We start from the raw sequence: 17,223 nt of genomic DNA on the forward strand, positions 1-17,223 counted from the left end.
TTACTCTGCAGAGCACTTCCATCAGGTTATTTGGGTCACGCACCGTCTTCAAATGGAGAACACCATAGCCAATGCTGTCTGTAACCGGTCAATCCCAACTCGATATCCTTCTGGCCGGGCATCCGGCCGTACTGGTGCTCTATGGCGGCCGTCACTGCGGCGTTTGTCAGGCGTTCAAGCCCCGGCTGCAGCAACTGCTGGCCGGACAATTTCCGCAGGTATTGGCTTGTTATGCTGACTGTCAGGCTGATAGCGCCAGCTTGTGTGCCCAGCAAGGCGTGATGGCCCTGCCGGTGGTCCAGCTCTGGTTTGAAGGTAAACGCTTTGCCGAATTTTTCAGGGTATTCTCACTGTCAGACATTCAGCAGGCGTTGGAAAGGCCTTATGCTTTCTTGTTTAACAAGCAATAACCGCTCAGGCAACAGATGGCACTCCGCTATGAAAACGAAACAAAGGATCGGGAGCCTGGATAAGAGCTGCCTCCTGTTCACCGAAAAAGGCCACGCGCTCATCAATGCTCTCACCGGCATAGTCCTGTGCCAGCGTCAAATAGTCCTGATAGTGGCGGGCTTCCGAGCGCAGCAAAGAAACATAGAACCGGCTTAACTCTTCATCCAGATACGGTGCCAGCTGAGCAAAGCGCTCGCAGGAACGGGCTTCAATATAGGCCCCAATAATCAGCCGGTCTACTATGGCCGCCGGCTCATGAGTCCGCACATGAGCCAGCATGCCTTTGGCATAACGGGAGGCCGACAGCGTGTCGTAAGCCACTTTGCGGGCGCTCATGATCTCCAACACCTGCTCAAAATGGTGCAGCTCTTCCTGTATCAGCCGCACCATTTTGACCAGCAAATCGTTTTTCGACAGTTCGTCAAACACCCGGCGGTTATTTCCCATCAGTGCCTGCTTGCCCAGCACTTCTCCTTTTTCCGGTAACGCATCCAGCGATTTGTAAAAGTCCAGATTGGGCAACAACTTGCGTTTCTCTTTGGGCAGGCAGTAACGGCGCACCAGGCTGTGTGCACTCATCGCCGCTTTCATTTCACAGTTGGCATGATCCACCAGCAGCACGGCCAGCCGCTCGGGTTTTCTGGCCTCCTCCAGCCACTGCGGTGGCGTTGCGCAGTGCAGAAAATCATCAATGGGGGCCAGTAGCTGGCTGAACTCGGCATTAAGAAGGCTGGCGTTCACAATATTACCTGTTAGAGCAAAAAACGGCGGCCCGCAGTGTACCAATTCACTGACTGGAGAGCAGCCCGGACCCACTATTTTCGGAAAAGAACAGTAACGTGACCTGTGTCACACTTATTAATTTACAGCGTATTTTCACCTAACATTACCGCGTTTTTTACCTAAAATTCCGCCATCGAATCGTTTGCGTAACCGTTTCGCAAAGCAAATTTCAGGTTAAACAGAGCTTTACGCTTTTTCTACCGACAAGGCACTACCGTGAAAAAAAACACTCTGCTGAACAGCCAGCTCTCTGCGCTGGTCGCAAGCCTTGGCCATACCGACGAGATCACCCTGGCGGACGCCGGCCTGCCCGTGCCGGCTCATGTTCAACGTATTGATCTGGCCGTCAGTCCGGGCCTTCCCGATCTGGAAGGCACACTGACGGCCCTGCTGAGCGAGCTGCAGCTTGAAGCCGTGGTGCTGGCAACGGAAATTAAAACCGCCAGCCCGGCGCTGCATCAGCGTCTGCTGGCGCAAATTGCCACCGCCGCTCGGGCTCAGGCACGGGATATCTCCGTCAGTTATCTCAGCCATACTGAATTCAAACAGCGCAACGGCCACAGCCGGGCCGTGGTGCGCACCGGTGAATGCACGCCTTATGCCAATCTTATTTTGTGCGCCGGCGTGCCCTTCTGAGGAAAAACATGGATCCGATATTGTCCCTTTCCCGCATCGACAAGGCCTTCCCTGGCGTTAAGGCGCTGGATCAGGCCGGACTGAATGTGTACCCCGGTCAGGTAATGGCCCTGATGGGTGAGAACGGTGCCGGCAAGTCCACCATGATGAAGGTGCTGACCGGCATTTATCAGGCCGACGCCGGTACCATTCATTACCGGGGCAAGCCCTGTCGCTTCAAAGGCCCCCGCGAGTCGCAGGAAGCCGGTATTGGCATCATTCATCAGGAACTGAACCTGCTGCCGCACCTCACCATTGCCGAAAATATTTTTCTGGGAAGAGAGCCGACCGGCGTCTTTGGCAACATTGACTGGCGCAGGCTGTATGCCGATGCACAGCATTTGCTGGACCGACTGCAAATCAGGCACTCCCCCAAAACCCGTGTGGGTGATCTCAGCATCGGCGCTCAGCAGATGGTGGAAATCGCCAAGGCGCTGTCGTTCAACGCCGATGTCATCATCATGGACGAACCCACGGATGCCCTTACCGACACCGAAAGCCGTGCCCTGTTCCGGGTCATTGAAGAGCTGCGTCAGAGCGGCTGCGGCATTGTGTATATTTCTCACCGGCTGGCGGAAATTTTTGAGATTTGCGATCGCATCACGGTGCTGCGTGATGGTAAATGGATTAGCGAAACCGCAGTCTCCGAGATTGATGAAGACACCCTGATCGAAATGATGGTAGGTCGCCGGCTGGACGAACAGTATCCCCGCCTGGTGCAAAACGCAGGCAAAGAAGTGCTGCGGGTGGAGCGACTCAACGGCCCCGGGGTCACCGATGTCAGCTTTACCCTGCATGAGGGAGAAATTATCGGTTTTTCCGGCCTGATGGGCGCAGGCCGGACCGAGCTGGCCCGTATTCTCTACGGTGCGGTATCACGCACCGGTGGTCAAACCTGGCTGACCGGCCAGCCCTATCAGGCAGAAACGCCTCATCAGGGGCTGGATGCCGGCATTGCCTATATCTCGGAAGATCGCAAGGGGGACGGCCTGGTACTGGGGCTGTCGGTACTGGCTAACATGAGCCTGTCGGCCCTGAGCGCATTCAGCAAAGGCCCCCAGTTGCTACACGATGCCGAACGCCACGCCGTGGATGAATTTATTCGCCTGTTCAATATTAAAACACCAAGCCGGGAGCAGCTGATTGGTCACCTTTCCGGTGGCAATCAGCAAAAAGTAGCCATTGCCAAAGGGCTGATGACCCAGCCCAAAGTGCTGATCCTTGATGAACCCACCAGAGGAGTGGACGTGGGGGCCAAAAAGGAAATTTATCAGTTGATTAACCGCTTTAAACAACAGGGCATGGCCATTCTGCTGCTGTCGTCCGACATGCCGGAAGTCATTGGGATCAGCGATCGCATTCTGGTCATGCACGAAGGCCGGATCACCGGTGAATTCAAGGCCGCCACGGCCACTCAGGAACAACTGCTGGCCGCCGCCGTCGGCCAGGCTCAACAAGAGGAAAAGGCATGAACTCCACTCTCAACTCTGGCCGTCACTGGTTCAGCAAGGAATGGCTGATTAGCCAGAAATCCCTGATTGCCCTGCTCTTGCTGATTGGGGTGGTGTCATTTATCAATCCACACTTTTTCACCGTGGATAACATACTCAATATTTTGCGCCAGACCTCGGTAAACGCCATTATTGCCGTAGGCATGACGCTGGTTATCCTGACCGCAGGCATCGATCTAAGCGTAGGCTCGGTACTGGCCCTGTGCGGTGCCTTTGCCGCCAGCATGGTGGCCATGGAACTGTCCATCTTTATTACCCTGCCGGCGGTGCTGCTGGCAGGCCTGATGCTGGGCAGCATCAGCGGCCTGATTGTGGCCAAGGGCCGGGTACAGGCGTTTATTGCCACCCTGGTCACCATGACCCTGCTGCGCGGCGTGACCATGGTGTATACCGAGGGCCGTCCCATTTCCACCGGCTTTACCGATGCAGGTGACATTTTTGCCTGGTTTGGTACCGGCTATGTGTTTGGCATTCCGGTGCCGGTATGGCTGATGGCCATGACCTTTCTGGGCGCCTGGTATCTGCTGAATCATACCCGTTTTGGTCGCTATATTTATGCCGTAGGCGGTAATGAGGCCGCAGCCCGGCTGTCGGGCATTAACGTGGCTCGGGTAAAAATGGGCGTGTATGCCATTTGCGGTATGCTCTCTGCGCTGGCCGCCATTATCGTCACCAGCCGGCTGTCATCGGCTCAGCCTACCGCCGGCACCAGCTATGAGCTGGATGCCATTGCCGCCGTGGTGCTGGGTGGCACCAGCCTGGCCGGTGGCCGCGGAGCCATTACCGGTACTCTGATTGGTGCCTTGATCATTGGTTTTCTTAACAACGCCCTGAACCTGCTCGATGTCTCTTCCTATTACCAGATGATTGCCAAAGCCTCGGTGATCCTGCTGGCAGTATTGGTCGACACCAAAAACAAGTAACCTACATAAGGAAAGGAGCATTAACATGAAAAAACTGACTACCCTGCTCTCTGCCGCACTGCTCAGCGCCACCATGACCGCCGGTGCCTATGCTCAGGATACCCTGGCACTGGTGATCTCCACGCTGAACAACCCGTTTTTCGTTACCATGAAGGAAGGTGCCGAGAAAAGAGCCGCCGAGCTGGGCTATAACCTGATCGTGCTGGACTCCCAGAATGATCCGGCCAAAGAGCTGGCCAATGTGGAAGACCTGAACGTGCGCGGAGCGAAAGTATTGCTCATTAACCCCACCGACTCTGATGCCGTGGCCAACGCCATTCGCCTGGCCAACCGTGCCAAACTGCCGGTACTGACCCTGGATCGGGCCGCCAGCCGCGGGGATGTGGTGTCTCATATTGCCTCAGACAACGTGGCCGGTGGAGCCATGGCCGGTGACTTTATTGCCGCCCGGGCCGGTGCCGGTGCCAGCGTTATTCAGCTGGAAGGCATTGCCGGCACCAGTGCCGCCCGGGAGCGCGGCGAGGGCTTTGCCCGGGCCGTCAGCACGCACGGCTTTAACCTGCTGGCCAGCCAGCCTGCCGATTTTGACCGTACCAAAGGGCTGAACGTCATGGAAAACCTGCTGACCGGTAACCCGGAAGTGCAGGCGGTATTTGCCCAGAATGACGAAATGGCCCTGGGGGCACTGCGGGCGCTGCAGGCCGCCAATAAAAAAGACGTTCTGGTGGTCGGGTTTGACGGTACTCAGGATGGTATCCAGGCGGTGGAAGGCGGTCGTCTGGCTGCCACCATTGCCCAGCAGCCCGGCGAGATTGGTGCCATTGCGGTGGAAACCGCCGATAAAGTACTGAAAGGCAGTACCGTGGCCAGTCATATTCCGGTACCCCTGCAGGTGATCAGCCAGTAACATTTTCAGCCTCTTACGCTTCCTGCCACCCAGAGGCAGGAAGCGTTTCCACTGTATTCAGGAAACCAGATCATGAGTTTGACCGTAACCGGCAGTATTAACGTCGACCATGTTATTCGACTGCCCCAGTTTCCCCGTCCGGGGGAAACCCTTACCGGCAGCGATTACCGCATTGTGCCCGGTGGCAAGGGCGCCAACCAGGCGGTTGCCGCCGTCCGCGCAGGTGCGAAGACCCGCATGGTGGCCTGTGTCGGCGACGATGCCATGGCCGGGGCCTTGCTCGACGGCTTTGCCAAGGACGGTATCAACATCAGCGCCATCGACACCATTAACGATGTCAACACCGGTGTGGCCCTTATCCAGGTAAACGAATCCGGCGAGAACACCATTGCGCTGGCCCCCGGAGCCAACGCTGCCCTGACCCCGGAACAATTGCAGCGGCACATCAGCGCCCTGCATTGTGAACAGCTGCTGCTGCAGCTGGAAATTCCCCTGCCAACCAACCTGGCTGCCGCCCGGCAGGCAAAAGAGCAAGGAGCTCGCATCATCCTTAACCCGGCGCCCGCCCAGTCTCTGCCCGATGAGCTGCTGGCACTGGTCGATATGATCACGCCCAACGAAACCGAAGCGGAGCGGCTCACCGGTATCGCGGTTGCAGATAATGCAGGTGCCGATGCTGCGGCAAACGCACTTCATGCCAGGGGTATTGCCACCGTCATCATCACCCTGGGTGCCCGCGGCGTCTGGCTGAGCGAACATGGCCATGGCCGGCTTATTCCCGGTTTTACCGTGCAGGCCATCGATACCACCGCCGCCGGCGACACCTTTAACGGCGCACTGGTAGCCGCCCTGCAACAACAGCAGGCACTGGTGCCGGCAATACGCTTTGCGCAGGCCGCAGCAGCCATTTCCGTTACCCGCATCGGAGCCCAGACCTCCATCCCCTACAAGGCCGACATTGAGGCCATGCTGGAGCAGTCATAAATGGCCACCATCAAGGACGTGGCAAAACGGGCGCAGGTCTCCACCTCCACGGTCAGCCATGTGCTGAATAAAACCCGCTTTGTCAGCCCCGAAATTACCCGGCGGGTGCAAGAGGCCATCAGCACGCTGAACTATACGCCCTCAGCGCTGGCCCGCAGCCTTAAAGTCAATAATACCCGCACCCTCGGCATGCTGGTGACCTCCAGTACCAACCCGTTTTTTGCCGAGGTGGTGCAAGGGGTGGAACAACGCTGCTATGAGCTTGGCTACAGTCTGGTGCTGTGCAATACCTGTGGTGACACCAACAGAATGCAGGCCGCGCTCGATATGCTGCAGCAAAAACGGGTAGACGGCATGATCGTGATGTGCACCCATGCCAACCTGGATCAAAGCGCGTTTGCCCACCACACCACCATGCCCATGGTGATGGCAGACTGGGGGCCGGTGGAGCTGAATGCCGACCTGATCAAGGACTCGGGGTACGAAGGTGGCAGGCTGGCCACCGAACATTTGCTGGCGCTGGGTCACCGGCATATTGGTTGCATTACCGGCCCGGCCGGACAGCAGGCCAGCGACGAGCGCCTGGCCGGTTTTCGTGCCGCCATGATGGATGCCGGATTAACCGTAACGCCTGACTGGGTTCAGCACGGTGACTTTGAGCTGGAAGGAGGCAAGGCAGCCATGGCCCGCATCCTGGCCCGGCCCCAACGCCCCACCGCTGTGTTTGCCTGTAATGATCTGATGGCCGCCGGCGCTTTGCGGGCAGTGGCCGATGCCGGGCTGACCGTACCGCAGCATATGTCATTAATTGGCTACGACAACATAGAACTGGCCGGTTATCTGGTGCCCCGCCTCAGCAGCATAGAGCAACCCAAGGCGATTCTGGGTGCACTGGCGGTGGACGCCCTGCTGGAGCGCATTCATCATCCCCATGCAGCCAGGCGGGTATTACCCCTTTCCCCCTCCTTGGTGATAAGGGAAAGCAGCGCAAGGCTGGCCATTTAAGCGAGCCGGGAGTAGCCTCTGTGTTTTGCTCATTACTCCCGTTGTTATGGACAATCATCAGAAAGGATTACTGCTTACCGCCCTCGGGGTACTGATTATCTCTCCGGACGCCCTGCTGCTGCGCCTTATCAGCATTCCGCCGGATCAACTGGTGCTGTGGCGAGGTCTGCTTAGTGTGCTGGGTTTCTGGCTGATTATGGTGCTCCGCTACCGCCGCCACTGGTTCCGCGCCTGCCTGGCCTGTGGTCAGGCAGGTCTGGGCTGTGCCCTGCTGTTTACCTGCAGCACGCTGGGGTTTGTATTGGGTAACCACTTCACCAAGGCAGGCAATGTACTGGTTATTCTTGCAGCCTCCCCCCTGATTGCCGCTCTGCTAAGTCGTTTCTTTTTACATGAGCGGCTGCCCCTGCGTACCTGGCTGGCGATTGCGGCCTGTCTGTTTGGTATCGGTCTGATTGTGCTTGAAGATACCGGTGACGGCTCCGTCACCGGCAACCTGCTGGCCTTCATGGCCGCGCTGGGCCTGGCAGGCAACCTGACCCTGGCCCGCAGCAAACCCGGTACCGATATGAGCCCCATGCTGGCACTGAGCGGCCTGTTCACTTTTTTACTGACCTTTGCCTGGAGTGGCCATATCATGCTGCCCGGGGCTACCGACATGAGCTGGTTGATACTGCTGTGCCTGGTACTGCTGCCGGCAGGCTTTACCCTGATCCAGCGCGGCCCTCTGTATTTGCCTTCGGCCGAAGTCAGTCTGCTGATGTTGCTGGAAACCGTGTTCGGTACGCTGCTGGTCTGGCTGTTTTTAAGCGAGCGGCCGGGCAATCAGGGCCTGCTGGGCGGAGCCATTGTGCTGCTGGCCATGCTCGCCAAAATTATACTGGACCGCCGCTCATTCAATTCCGCCCCCGTGCGGGCCTGATCAAGGATCGCTTTCATGTGGAAACTCAACCCGCGGGCACTTCGCTATCTCAATGAAGTCGCCCGTCAGGGCTCTCTGCGCAAGGCCGCCGCCAGACTGAACATTGACGTCTCGGCCATCAGCCGGCAACTGCATCAGCTGGAAGAGGAAATCGGCCTGCCGGTAGGCTATCGAAGCGGCCAGGGCTTTATGCCAACCGAGGTCGGCGAAGAGTTGATCTCCCTGTATCGTCAGCAAAAAGCGAGTGAAGACGCGACCCTGTCCCGGATCGAAGCATTACAGGATCTGCGTCGTGGTCAGGTCACCCTGGCGGTGGGAGAAGGCTTTATTGCGGATCTTATCTCGGCACCGCTGCAAAGCTTTATGCAGCATTACCCGGATATTGCTATTTCGGTGGAAATGGCCGGGGCCAATGAAGCCGTCAGACTGGTAAAAGAAGATGTGGTTGATCTGGCGGTGGTCTACGCACCTCAGCCGGATCCCGAGCTCGTCTCTCACGTAACCCGAAACCGTCCACTGGACCTGATCACCCCACCAGGACATCCGATTACACGTAAGGGGCGGCCCGACATTCACGACATCCTGAACTATCCGCTGGCGCTGATAGATCAACAGTTTGGCATGGGGCAACTGCCCATGCTGGTTGAACAACTGGAGCACATCCGTTTCAAACCCCAGCTAAAAACCAACTCGGTGTCCGTGCTCAAAAACTTTGTTCTGTCAGGTATGGGACTGACATTCATGCCCAGGCTCACCGTGCATGAGGAAGTGCTGGCAGGGAAAATTATCTGTTTACCGGCACCACACCCGGTGCTGGCAGAAGCCAAAGCCCATATCGTCAGCCACAAAGGCCGCGAGCTGACAGTGGCTGGCGAACGCCTGCTCCGGCATCTGAGCGAGGGAATGCTGTTCTTCAGCCAGATCAAATAACCACCACCGCTGTTAGTGTTGTCTAAATATCAACACTTTCACTATTGAAAAGTCAACATCTCAACACCTAACCTGAATCTGTACACCAACCTGTATCACGATATGGAGATCATTCAATGGACGTATCCTTTACTCTCTCTCCCCTGCGCAAGGCCATGGTCACCCTTCTGGGTGCCGGCAGCCTGATGATGGCCAGTGCAGCTCAGGCCGCCACTACCATCGATCTGTCTTACAATGGCGCCCCGGATGCAGAAAAAAATGCGGTTCACCTGTTTGCCAGCAACCTGAAACGACTGGTGGAAGAAAAAACCGACGGTGAACTGGAACTCACCCTGTATCCCAACAGCATGCTGGGGGAAGAAGTGCAACGGATGGAACAAGTGATGGCTGCTCCCGGCCTGAACATTGCCTCTTTTGCCGGCATTTCTCCTGTATTCCCGGAAATTTATGCCAGCTCGATTCCCTTTTTGTTCCGCGATTTTGATCATGCCCGCCGCTTTTTTGACGAAGGCGAATACTGGAAGGCTTCCCAGCAGGAGTTTACCGCCCGCACCGGAACTCACCTGCTGGCAGTGGTAGAAGAGGGTGGTTTCCTTGCATTTACCAACAACAAGCGCCCAATCAAGTCACCGGATGACTTTAACGGTCTGCGCTTCCGTGCCATGGATAAAAGCCAGGTAGCTCTGTATGACGCCTTTGGTGCTTCCGGTACCCCCATTCCATGGACCGAAGTCTACATGGCACTGAAAACCGGTGTGGCCGATGGTCAGATGAACCCTCCCATGTACATTATTCTGGGCAGCTTGCACGAAGTGCAGCAACACCTGACCCTGGCCAATATTCAGTATTCCGACCAGTTCCTGGTCGCCAATGGCGAGCTGCTTGAGTCGCTGCCCGAGGCACAGCGCCAGGCACTGGAAGAAGCCGTGGCTGAAGCCAACCAGCTCAACCGCGAGTCAGTCGAGTCTAAAGTAGAAGAGCGCGTTAAATTCCTGGCCGATAAGGGCATGGAAGTGTATCGCCCGACTGCCGCAGAGCTGACGCAGTTCCAGGAAAAGGCCAAGCCTTCCTACATTAGCTGGCTCAAGGAACAAAACATTGAGCAGAAATGGGTAGACCTTGCTCTGGAAGACGCCGGCAAGCTCTGATTTTTTCTTCAACATCCTACCTTTCAGGCGGCCTGACGGCCGCCCTTTTTCGCCATGAAACAAAGACTGATAACCCTGATGAGCCGACTGGTTGAAGCGGTGGTCGGCACCCTGGTCCTGACCAACCTGCTGGTACTGCTTTATGGTGTAGCTGCCCGTTATTTACTGGGCCGTTCACCTATCTGGATGGACGAGCTGTCACGCTTTTTGATCATCGCCTGTGCCTTGCTGATGGCCGGTGTGGTGCTGGTACGAAATGAACACATGCGGATTGGCCTGCTGGAACAGCGCCTGCCTGCCACCCTGTCCCGTCTCCTCAAGTTGTACCAGTGGCTGCTGATCCTGATCATCAGCGCCGGATTTTGCTGGTATTCCTGGCATTACGCCTTCTCGGTCAGCCGCTTTACCACCATGGGACTGGGTATCAGCCGTACCTGGCCTGTACTCAGCCTGCCCCTGGGCTTTGGCCTGCTGTTTGTGTTCAATCTGCTACGCGGCCCCTTTGGCTGCAAGGAAACCCGCTCATGACCCTGGCCATGTTTGCCTCTTTCATTGTGCATGTTTTATTAGGACTGCCACTGTTCATTGCCCTGCTGGTCACCGCGGTGGTCGGCTTCATGTTTATTGATCCGTCCATGCTGGGACGCATCGTGCCGCAGCAGTTCTTTGGCGGCATCAACGTTTTTTCCCTGATGGCCATTCCGCTGTTTATCCTGGCCGGTAACCTGATGAACAGTGCGGGTCTGACACAACAGCTGATGACCCTTGCCCGCGTCCTGGTAGGACACTTACGGGGAGGACTCGGCTATGTCAATGTCGTATCCAGTGTGTTCTTTGCCGGTGTGAATGGCTCTGCAGTAGCCGATACCTCGGCGCTGGGCTCCTTGCTGGTGCCAGCCATGAAAAAGGAAGGCTACTCGCCTTCCTATGCGGCCGGTCTGACCGCGGGCAGTTCACTTATCGGCCCCATCATTCCCCCCAGCATTTTCATGATCCTCTATGCCTCGCTCACCAATACGTCGGTGGGAGATCTGTTCCTGGCCGGCGTCGTTCCCGGTTTACTGCTGGGCCTGGTATTTATGGTGATGAACTGGCTGTATGCCCGCAAGGCGCAATTGCCGGTGTCTGGCCAGCGTCCTACCATGGGGCTGTTCCTGCAGGCGTTATGGGGTGCCATGCCGGCACTGCTGGCTCCCTTTATTATTGTTGGTGGTATTGTCTTCGGGGTGGTCACTCCCACCGAGTCAGGCGCTCTGACGGTCGCCTATGTGGCGGTTATCGGCCTGTGCAACAAACAGCTGAGCTGGCAACGACTGTGGAGCGCACTGGTAGAAACTGCCCGCCTGACCAGCGCCGTTTTTCTGATCATGGCTGCGTCTGCAGTCGTCAGCTGGCTGCTGTCATACGCTCAGGTGCCAAAGGCCTTTATCACACTGTTTGATCCGATTATTGAACAACCGATACTGGTGTTGCTGCTGCTCAGCTTGATCACTTTTGTCACCGGCATGTTCATGGAAGAAGTGTCCGCGCTGATGTTGCTGACGCCTATTTTCATGCCTGTCGCCATGGCCGCAGGGGTGGATCCGGTACACCTGGGAATTATTATTACGCTGAACATCACCATTGCCCTGATCACACCACCAATGGGGGCTTGCGTTTTCGTCGCTGCGGCTGTCAGCCGGCTTGAGATTACCGAACTGTTCAAAACCATCTGGCCCTTTGTTGCCATTGCGCTGCTGGTACTGATACTGCTGATTCTGTTTCCCGGACTGGTTCTGTGGTTGCCCGGTCTGTTCGGAGGACAAGCATGAACAAGCCTATCCCTCTGCTGAATGATCCCGACTGGAGGCGCGTCTCGGCGCTTCCCATCCACGAAAACAATGAAGCTCTGGTACCCGCCAGCCTGGCTTCAAGCGGCCTGCATTGCTATCCGGCCTATTACAAGCTGGGTATTCCCAATGCCGTGCCTGAATGCCATATGCGACGGGGAGTATACCAACGTTTGCTGACGGCATCCCGCAGCCTGCCAGAAGGGCTGACACTGCTGGTACTGGACAGCTGGCGGCCTTACTCGGTGCAGCAATATCTGTACGACACCCTGTATAACGCCATAGAAAACCACTGGCCCGACAAACCAGCGGCGGAGCTGGAGCAGCTGACCCGGGAGTTTGTGTCGTTGCCCAGCACCGACCCCAGGGCTCCCAGCCCCCACCTGACCGGAGGCTCGGTCGATGTGACGCTGGTCGATGAACATGGACTGATGCTGGATATGGGCACACAATTTGACGAAGCCACGTCCTGGTCACATACGGCCGCCTTTGAGCAACTGGACACGCCTACGGCCCATGAGCAAAAGGTCATTGCCAATCGCCGGCTGCTTTACCAGGCCATGACCGGTGCCGGATTTACCAATCTGCCCAGCGAGTGGTGGCATTACGACTTTGGCAACCAGCTGTGGGCCTGGTACAGCGGCCAGCCCCAGGCCTGCTACGGTCCGACCCACCCTGAAAGCCTGGAAAGCCGCTGGCGCAAGGAAATAGATCGTCGCCATCAATAATGCTGACGACCAGAGTGGCTTTGCCAGCCACTCTGGTAATGAGTAAACTGCCGTTATCTAAACTATTCGGATATTACCCATGAAGCAGTTTGCCGAGTTTATTCCACTAATCATCTTTTTCGTTGTTTACAAGACCGTGGACATTTACGCCGCCACCGGTGCTTTGATGGCAGCGACCTGTGTGCAGATGCTGGTGCAGTGGCTGCGGCACAAAACCCTGGAAAAAATGCACCTGGTCACTCTGGTACTGGTACTGGGCTTTGGCGGCATGACGCTGTTTTTTCAGGACGACGCCTTTATCAAATGGAAAGTCACCGCCGTCAACGGCCTGTTTGCGCTGGGGCTGCTTGTCAGCCGCTACGGCTTTGGTAAAAACCCCATTAAGCAGATGCTGGGTAAAGAGCTGTCGCTGCCCGATGCCGTATGGGACAAGGCCAATCTGGCCTGGGCTGGCTTTTTCGGCTTTTGTGGTGCACTGAATGTTTACGTGGCCTTCAGCCTGCCCGAAGCCTGGTGGGTTAACTTCAAGGTATTCGGATTACTGGGCCTGACCCTGCTGTTTACCCTGGCCACCGTGCTGTACCTCTATCGCCAGCAACCGGCACAATCAACAAAATAATCAACGTTAAGGACCAACATAATGTGGTATGTGATTTTTAGTGAAGACAACCCCAACAGCCTGCCACTGCGCAAGGAAGCCCGCCCGGCCCATCTGGCCCGCCTGCAGGCTCTGGCTGACGAGGGCCGGTTACTGGTGGCCGGTCCTAACCCGGCCATTGACGCCGAGGATCCTGCCGACGCCGGCTTTACCGGCAGCACCGTCATTGCCGAGTTCGACTCACTGGAAATGGCGCAGGCCTGGGCCGATGCCGATCCTTATATGGCCGCCGGCGTTTATGCCAATGTCATCGTCAAGCCGTTCAAAAAAGTCCTGCCCTGAATCTCCGCCCGGCACTGCCGGGCTTTTTCCATCTGCCTTTGCAGTACCTGCCCTCTCCTGGCTGGAAAGCCGTTACTCGTTAAATAAAAAAGCCGGCGGGCTCATATGGCCCACCGGCTTTTCAATCATGGCGAATATCCCTCAGTTCACGCAGCTCAGGCAAAGAAGTACAGGGCTCCCGTGATAACCACACCGGAATACAGCAGCATCATCAGGCAGTAGCCCATAATGTCCCGGGCTCCCAGACCCACAATACCGAGCAACGGCAACGCCCAGAAGGGCTGGATCATGTTGGTCCAGGCGTCACCCCAGGCAATGGCCATGGCAGTCACGGTCGGGGATACACCCAGCGCCTGCGCCGCCGGCAGCATAATCGGAGCCTGCACCGCCCACTGGCCGCCCCCGGAGGGCACGAACACATTCACCAGACCGGCACTGAGAAAGGCCAGCAGCGGAAAAGTATCGGCGGAAGACCAGGAAATAAAGGTCTCGGTGATCTGGCGGCCGAGCGACACGCCTTCGGCGTTGGCTCCCATCATCATCCCCATGATGCCGGCGTAGAAAGGGAACAACAGCACAATACCGCTGATACCACGCACGCTTTCATCCACGGTACGCATGTAACGCTCGGGCGTGCCGTGCAGCAACAGGCCGGAAAACAGAAAAATCGCAATAACCACATCCAGACCCAGTGTAAATCCCTTGGTGCTGAAATGATTGAACAGGTAAACCGCAGCAATGGCCACTAACCCCAACCCCAGCAGGCGGCTGTCATCCAGACGCTGAGCCGGCGTATCACGTTTCGGCTTTTCGGCCTGGGACTCGACCAGCTTGGCAGGATCGGCCACTTTCGCCTGCTGGCGAGGGTGCATGGCACGGTTTAACAGCGGCAGGCCGATCACCAGCAGAGCAATGATGGTCAGGTTCAGCGGAGTAAACAGGGTGTCGGTCACACTGACCGGCTCGGACAGAACACCGGCCGTGATGTGTTTCAGGCTATCACCGCCACTGGCCAGTGACAGCGGGACCGAGCCGGACAGACCGCCGTGCCAGATCAGAAACCCGGAATAGGCGGAAGCCACCAGCAAGGGATAGTCAACACCCTGAACCTTCCGTGCCAGCGCCCTTGCGAATACCGCACCGATCACCAGACCAAACCCCCAGTTAAGCCAGCAACCGGCCAACGCGACCAGGGTTACCATCACCACGGCCTGTCCCGGCGAACGCGCCAGACCCGCCAGCCGGTCCAGCGAGCGGTTGATAACAGGGGCAGAGGCCAGCGCATGGCCGGTCACAAATATCAGTCCCATCTGCATCGCGAAACCGAGCAGGGTCCAGAAACCTGAACTCCAGTGCTGCACCATCCCCGTCAATGTTTGCTGGGTGGAGATCATCCCCGCCGCCAGCACAAACAACGTCAGCAGAGTAGAAAACACAAAAGGAGAAGGCAGGTAACGCTGTACCATGCTTACACTGAGTCCCGTGATTTTGTTGAACATCCTTAATCCTTAATATAAATGAACATATTCCCGGTCACGCTGCAGCCGTGACCGGGAAGTTTAAGCTCAGGCCTTTTCCGTTCAGGCCTCCATGACTGGCCCGCCGGTAGGCTCAGGGCCGTTCAACAGCAAGGGCAACACCCTGACCGCCACCAATGCATAGCGTGGCCAGCCCACGGCGGGCATCACGCCGGATCAACTCATGTACCAGCGTGACCAGCACCCGGCAGCCAGAAGCACCGATGGGGTGTCCGAGGGCGATCGCGCCACCGTTCACATTCACCCGTTGCGGATCCCAGCCCAATTCCTCCTCCACAGCCAAAGCCTGGGCGGCAAAGGCTTCGTTAGCTTCAATCAGATCCAACTGATCCAGAGTCCAGCCCGCCTTCTCCAGGCAACGGCGGGTAGCCGATACCGGTCCTATGCCCATGATGGTCGGATCCACACCGGCACTGGCACTGGCTTTAATCCGGGCCAGAACAGGTAAATCCAGCTCCCGGGCCCGGCTGTGACTCATCAGCAGCACGGCGGCAGCCCCGTCATTCAGGCTGGAAGCATTACCGGCAGTGACGCTGCCGTCCTTGCAAAAGGCGGGTCTCAGTGTGGCCAGCGACGCGGGAGTAATACCGGACCGAGGTTGTTCATCGGTATCGAAGAGCAAGGGCTCGCCCTTGCGCTGGGGAATCGCCACCGGGCAGATTTCCTGACGAAACCGTCCACTTTCCATCGCGGCCATGGCTTTCTGCTGCGAGGCCGCGGCAAACGCATCCTGCTGTTCACGGCTAATCTGATACCGCTCCACCAGGTTCTCGGCCGTGATCCCCATGTGGATATCGTTAAAAGCATCCCACAAACCATCCTGGATCATGCTGTCGATCAGCTGAGCATGCCCCATACGCAAACCAGTCCGGGCTTTCGGCAACACATAGGGAGCAAGACTCATGTTCTCTTGCCCGCCGGCGATCACGATATCGGCATCCCCGCAACGAATCGCCTGAGCAGCCAGCTGCAGCGCTTTCAGTCCGGAGCCGCATACTTTATTCAGGGTCATGGCCGGTACGGTGACTGGCAGGCCACCGGCAATGGCCGCCTGACGGGCGGGGTTTTGCCCGGTGCCGGCTGTCAGCACCTGGCCAAGAATTACTTCATCCACTTCGGCCGGTGCCACCCTGGTTTGCTCAAGCAGATGACGAATAACAATCGCGCCCAGCTCATGGGCAGGGATACCCGACAAGGCTCCCTGAAAACTGCCGATAGGTGTACGGGTGGCAGCCACGATAACCACATCTTGCATGATGTTCTCCTTGATGAACTCAGTCGGCAAAAATCATTTCGGGTACATGCTCGGGCACGATCAGCTTGCCTGCAGTTTTGGCCTTGATCTCTTCCACACTCACTCCGGGAGCTCGCTCTCTGAGCACAAACGCGCCATTTTCTATCTCCATGTAAGCAAGATCGGTCAGCACGCGTTTAATACAACCTGCACCGGTCAGCGGCAGAGAACAGTGAGACAGCAGCTTGGACTCACCACTCCGGGAAGCATGAGTCATGGTGACGATGATATTGTCGGCACCGGCTACCAGATCCATGGCTCCGCCCATGCCTTTGACCAGCTTGCCGGGGATCATCCAGGAAGCGATGTTGCCATGAACATCAACCTCAAATGCACCCAGCACCGTCAGATCCACATGACCGCCGCGGATCATGGAGAAAGACTCTGCCGAATCGAAGATGGACGCGCCGACCCGGGCAGTCACCGTCTGCTTGCCAGCGTTGATCATATCTGCATCCAGCTCCTGCTCGGTCGGGAAAGGACCCATGCCAAGCAGGCCATTCTCGGACTGGAGCATCACTTCCATGCCGTCCGGTACATAGTTGGCCACCAGAGTGGGGATACCGATGCCCAGATTAACGTAGAAACCGTCCTGCAGCTCGCGGGCGACGCGCTGGGCCATTTGTTCGCGGGAAAGTGCCATGATATTGCCTCTT

At 57.2% G+C, this 17,223-nt stretch carries 19 protein-coding genes; 15 read left to right on the forward strand and 4 right to left on the reverse strand.

The genetic code is table 11. From position 1 onward, the window contains the following. Positions 1 to 71 precede the first annotated feature (71 nt). Positions 72 to 410: a thioredoxin family protein gene (locus B6S09_RS00190; RefSeq protein WP_094276488.1), complete on the forward strand. Its 339-nt coding sequence runs from the start codon at positions 72 to 74 to the stop codon at positions 408 to 410. Positions 411 to 414: 4 nt separating this feature from the next. Here the strand turns inward: B6S09_RS00190 and miaE are convergent, their stop codons facing one another. Then, on the reverse strand, positions 415 to 1,191 hold the full coding sequence (gene miaE, locus B6S09_RS00195; RefSeq protein ID WP_094276489.1) for a tRNA isopentenyl-2-thiomethyl-A-37 hydroxylase MiaE: 777 nt from the start codon (positions 1,189 to 1,191) through the stop codon (positions 415 to 417). A gap of 258 nt (positions 1,192 to 1,449) precedes the next feature. On the opposite strand from miaE, the gene rbsD reads away from it, so the two are divergent. The 14 genes from rbsD (at position 1,450) to B6S09_RS00265 (ending at position 13,735) form a co-directional block, all read left to right on the forward strand. Beyond that, positions 1,450 to 1,869 carry a D-ribose pyranase gene (gene rbsD / locus B6S09_RS00200; RefSeq protein ID WP_094276490.1) on the forward strand — a complete coding sequence of 140 codons (420 nt, stop codon included), beginning with the start codon at positions 1,450 to 1,452 and terminating at the stop codon, positions 1,867 to 1,869. 8 nt (positions 1,870 to 1,877) lie between these two features. Next, the gene (gene rbsA / locus B6S09_RS00205; RefSeq protein ID WP_094276491.1) at positions 1,878 to 3,380 is read left to right on the forward strand and encodes a ribose ABC transporter ATP-binding protein RbsA; all 1,503 of its coding nucleotides are present in this window, start codon (positions 1,878 to 1,880) and stop codon (positions 3,378 to 3,380) included. Next, positions 3,377 to 4,342, forward strand: a complete 966-nt coding sequence (rbsC, locus tag B6S09_RS00210; protein WP_094276492.1) for a ribose ABC transporter permease — start codon at positions 3,377 to 3,379, stop codon at positions 4,340 to 4,342. Before rbsA ends, rbsC begins: the two co-directional genes overlap by 4 nt. A 25-nt stretch (positions 4,343 to 4,367) precedes the next feature. After that, on the forward strand, positions 4,368 to 5,249 hold the full coding sequence (gene rbsB, locus B6S09_RS00215) for a ribose ABC transporter substrate-binding protein RbsB (RefSeq protein ID WP_094276493.1): 882 nt from the start codon (positions 4,368 to 4,370) through the stop codon (positions 5,247 to 5,249). A 69-nt stretch (positions 5,250 to 5,318) separates the two neighbouring features. Next, on the forward strand, positions 5,319 to 6,233 hold the full coding sequence (gene rbsK, locus B6S09_RS00220) for a ribokinase (RefSeq protein WP_208321665.1): 915 nt from the start codon (positions 5,319 to 5,321) through the stop codon (positions 6,231 to 6,233). Further along, a complete protein-coding gene (locus B6S09_RS00225; RefSeq protein ID WP_094276495.1) occupies positions 6,234 to 7,238 on the forward strand; it encodes a substrate-binding domain-containing protein in 1,005 nt (334 codons plus the stop codon). A gap of 25 nt (positions 7,239 to 7,263) precedes the next feature. After that, on the forward strand, positions 7,264 to 8,160 hold the full coding sequence (locus B6S09_RS00230; protein WP_243832749.1) for a DMT family transporter: 897 nt from the start codon (positions 7,264 to 7,266) through the stop codon (positions 8,158 to 8,160). Between the two features lie 15 nt (positions 8,161 to 8,175). Next, positions 8,176 to 9,090 (forward strand): LysR family transcriptional regulator, encoded by a 915-nt coding sequence (locus tag B6S09_RS00235; RefSeq protein WP_094276497.1) that lies wholly within the window; start codon positions 8,176 to 8,178, stop codon positions 9,088 to 9,090. A gap of 116 nt (positions 9,091 to 9,206) precedes the next feature. Continuing rightward, the gene (locus B6S09_RS00240; protein WP_208321660.1) at positions 9,207 to 10,238 is read left to right on the forward strand and encodes a TRAP transporter substrate-binding protein; all 1,032 of its coding nucleotides are present in this window, start codon (positions 9,207 to 9,209) and stop codon (positions 10,236 to 10,238) included. A gap of 78 nt (positions 10,239 to 10,316) precedes the next feature. Continuing rightward, complete coding sequence (locus B6S09_RS00245) at positions 10,317 to 10,766, forward strand: TRAP transporter small permease (protein ID WP_094276824.1); 450 nt, start codon at positions 10,317 to 10,319, stop codon at positions 10,764 to 10,766. Further along, positions 10,763 to 12,049 (forward strand): TRAP transporter large permease, encoded by a 1,287-nt coding sequence (locus B6S09_RS00250; RefSeq protein WP_094276498.1) that lies wholly within the window; start codon positions 10,763 to 10,765, stop codon positions 12,047 to 12,049. Before B6S09_RS00245 ends, B6S09_RS00250 begins: the two co-directional genes overlap by 4 nt. Continuing rightward, positions 12,046 to 12,795 carry a M15 family metallopeptidase gene (locus B6S09_RS00255; protein WP_094276499.1) on the forward strand — a complete coding sequence of 250 codons (750 nt, stop codon included), beginning with the start codon at positions 12,046 to 12,048 and terminating at the stop codon, positions 12,793 to 12,795. Before B6S09_RS00250 ends, B6S09_RS00255 begins: the two co-directional genes overlap by 4 nt. 79 nt (positions 12,796 to 12,874) lie before the next feature. Next, positions 12,875 to 13,414: a septation protein A gene (locus tag B6S09_RS00260; protein WP_094276500.1), complete on the forward strand. Its 540-nt coding sequence runs from the start codon at positions 12,875 to 12,877 to the stop codon at positions 13,412 to 13,414. 21 nt (positions 13,415 to 13,435) lie between these two features. Then, the gene (locus B6S09_RS00265; protein ID WP_094276501.1) at positions 13,436 to 13,735 is read left to right on the forward strand and encodes a YciI family protein; all 300 of its coding nucleotides are present in this window, start codon (positions 13,436 to 13,438) and stop codon (positions 13,733 to 13,735) included. A 155-nt stretch (positions 13,736 to 13,890) separates the two neighbouring features. On the opposite strand, the gene B6S09_RS00270 is transcribed toward B6S09_RS00265, so the two are convergent. From B6S09_RS00270 to B6S09_RS00280, 3 genes are all read right to left on the reverse strand, one after another. Continuing rightward, positions 13,891 to 15,234, reverse strand: a complete 1,344-nt coding sequence (locus tag B6S09_RS00270) for a short-chain fatty acid transporter (RefSeq protein ID WP_094276502.1) — start codon at positions 15,232 to 15,234, stop codon at positions 13,891 to 13,893. A gap of 112 nt (positions 15,235 to 15,346) precedes the next feature. Next, entirely contained in the window at positions 15,347 to 16,528 is a 1,182-nt protein-coding gene (locus B6S09_RS00275; protein WP_094276503.1) for an acetyl-CoA C-acetyltransferase, read from the reverse strand. Positions 16,529 to 16,547: 19 nt separating this feature from the next. Next, entirely contained in the window at positions 16,548 to 17,210 is a 663-nt protein-coding gene (locus B6S09_RS00280; protein WP_094276504.1) for a CoA transferase subunit B, read from the reverse strand. Positions 17,211 to 17,223: the final 13 nt, after the last annotated feature.

Origin of the sequence: Oceanimonas baumannii (assembly GCF_002245495.1) — a bacterium.
In the GTDB taxonomy this organism is placed as follows: domain Bacteria; phylum Pseudomonadota; class Gammaproteobacteria; order Enterobacterales; family Aeromonadaceae; genus Oceanimonas; species Oceanimonas baumannii.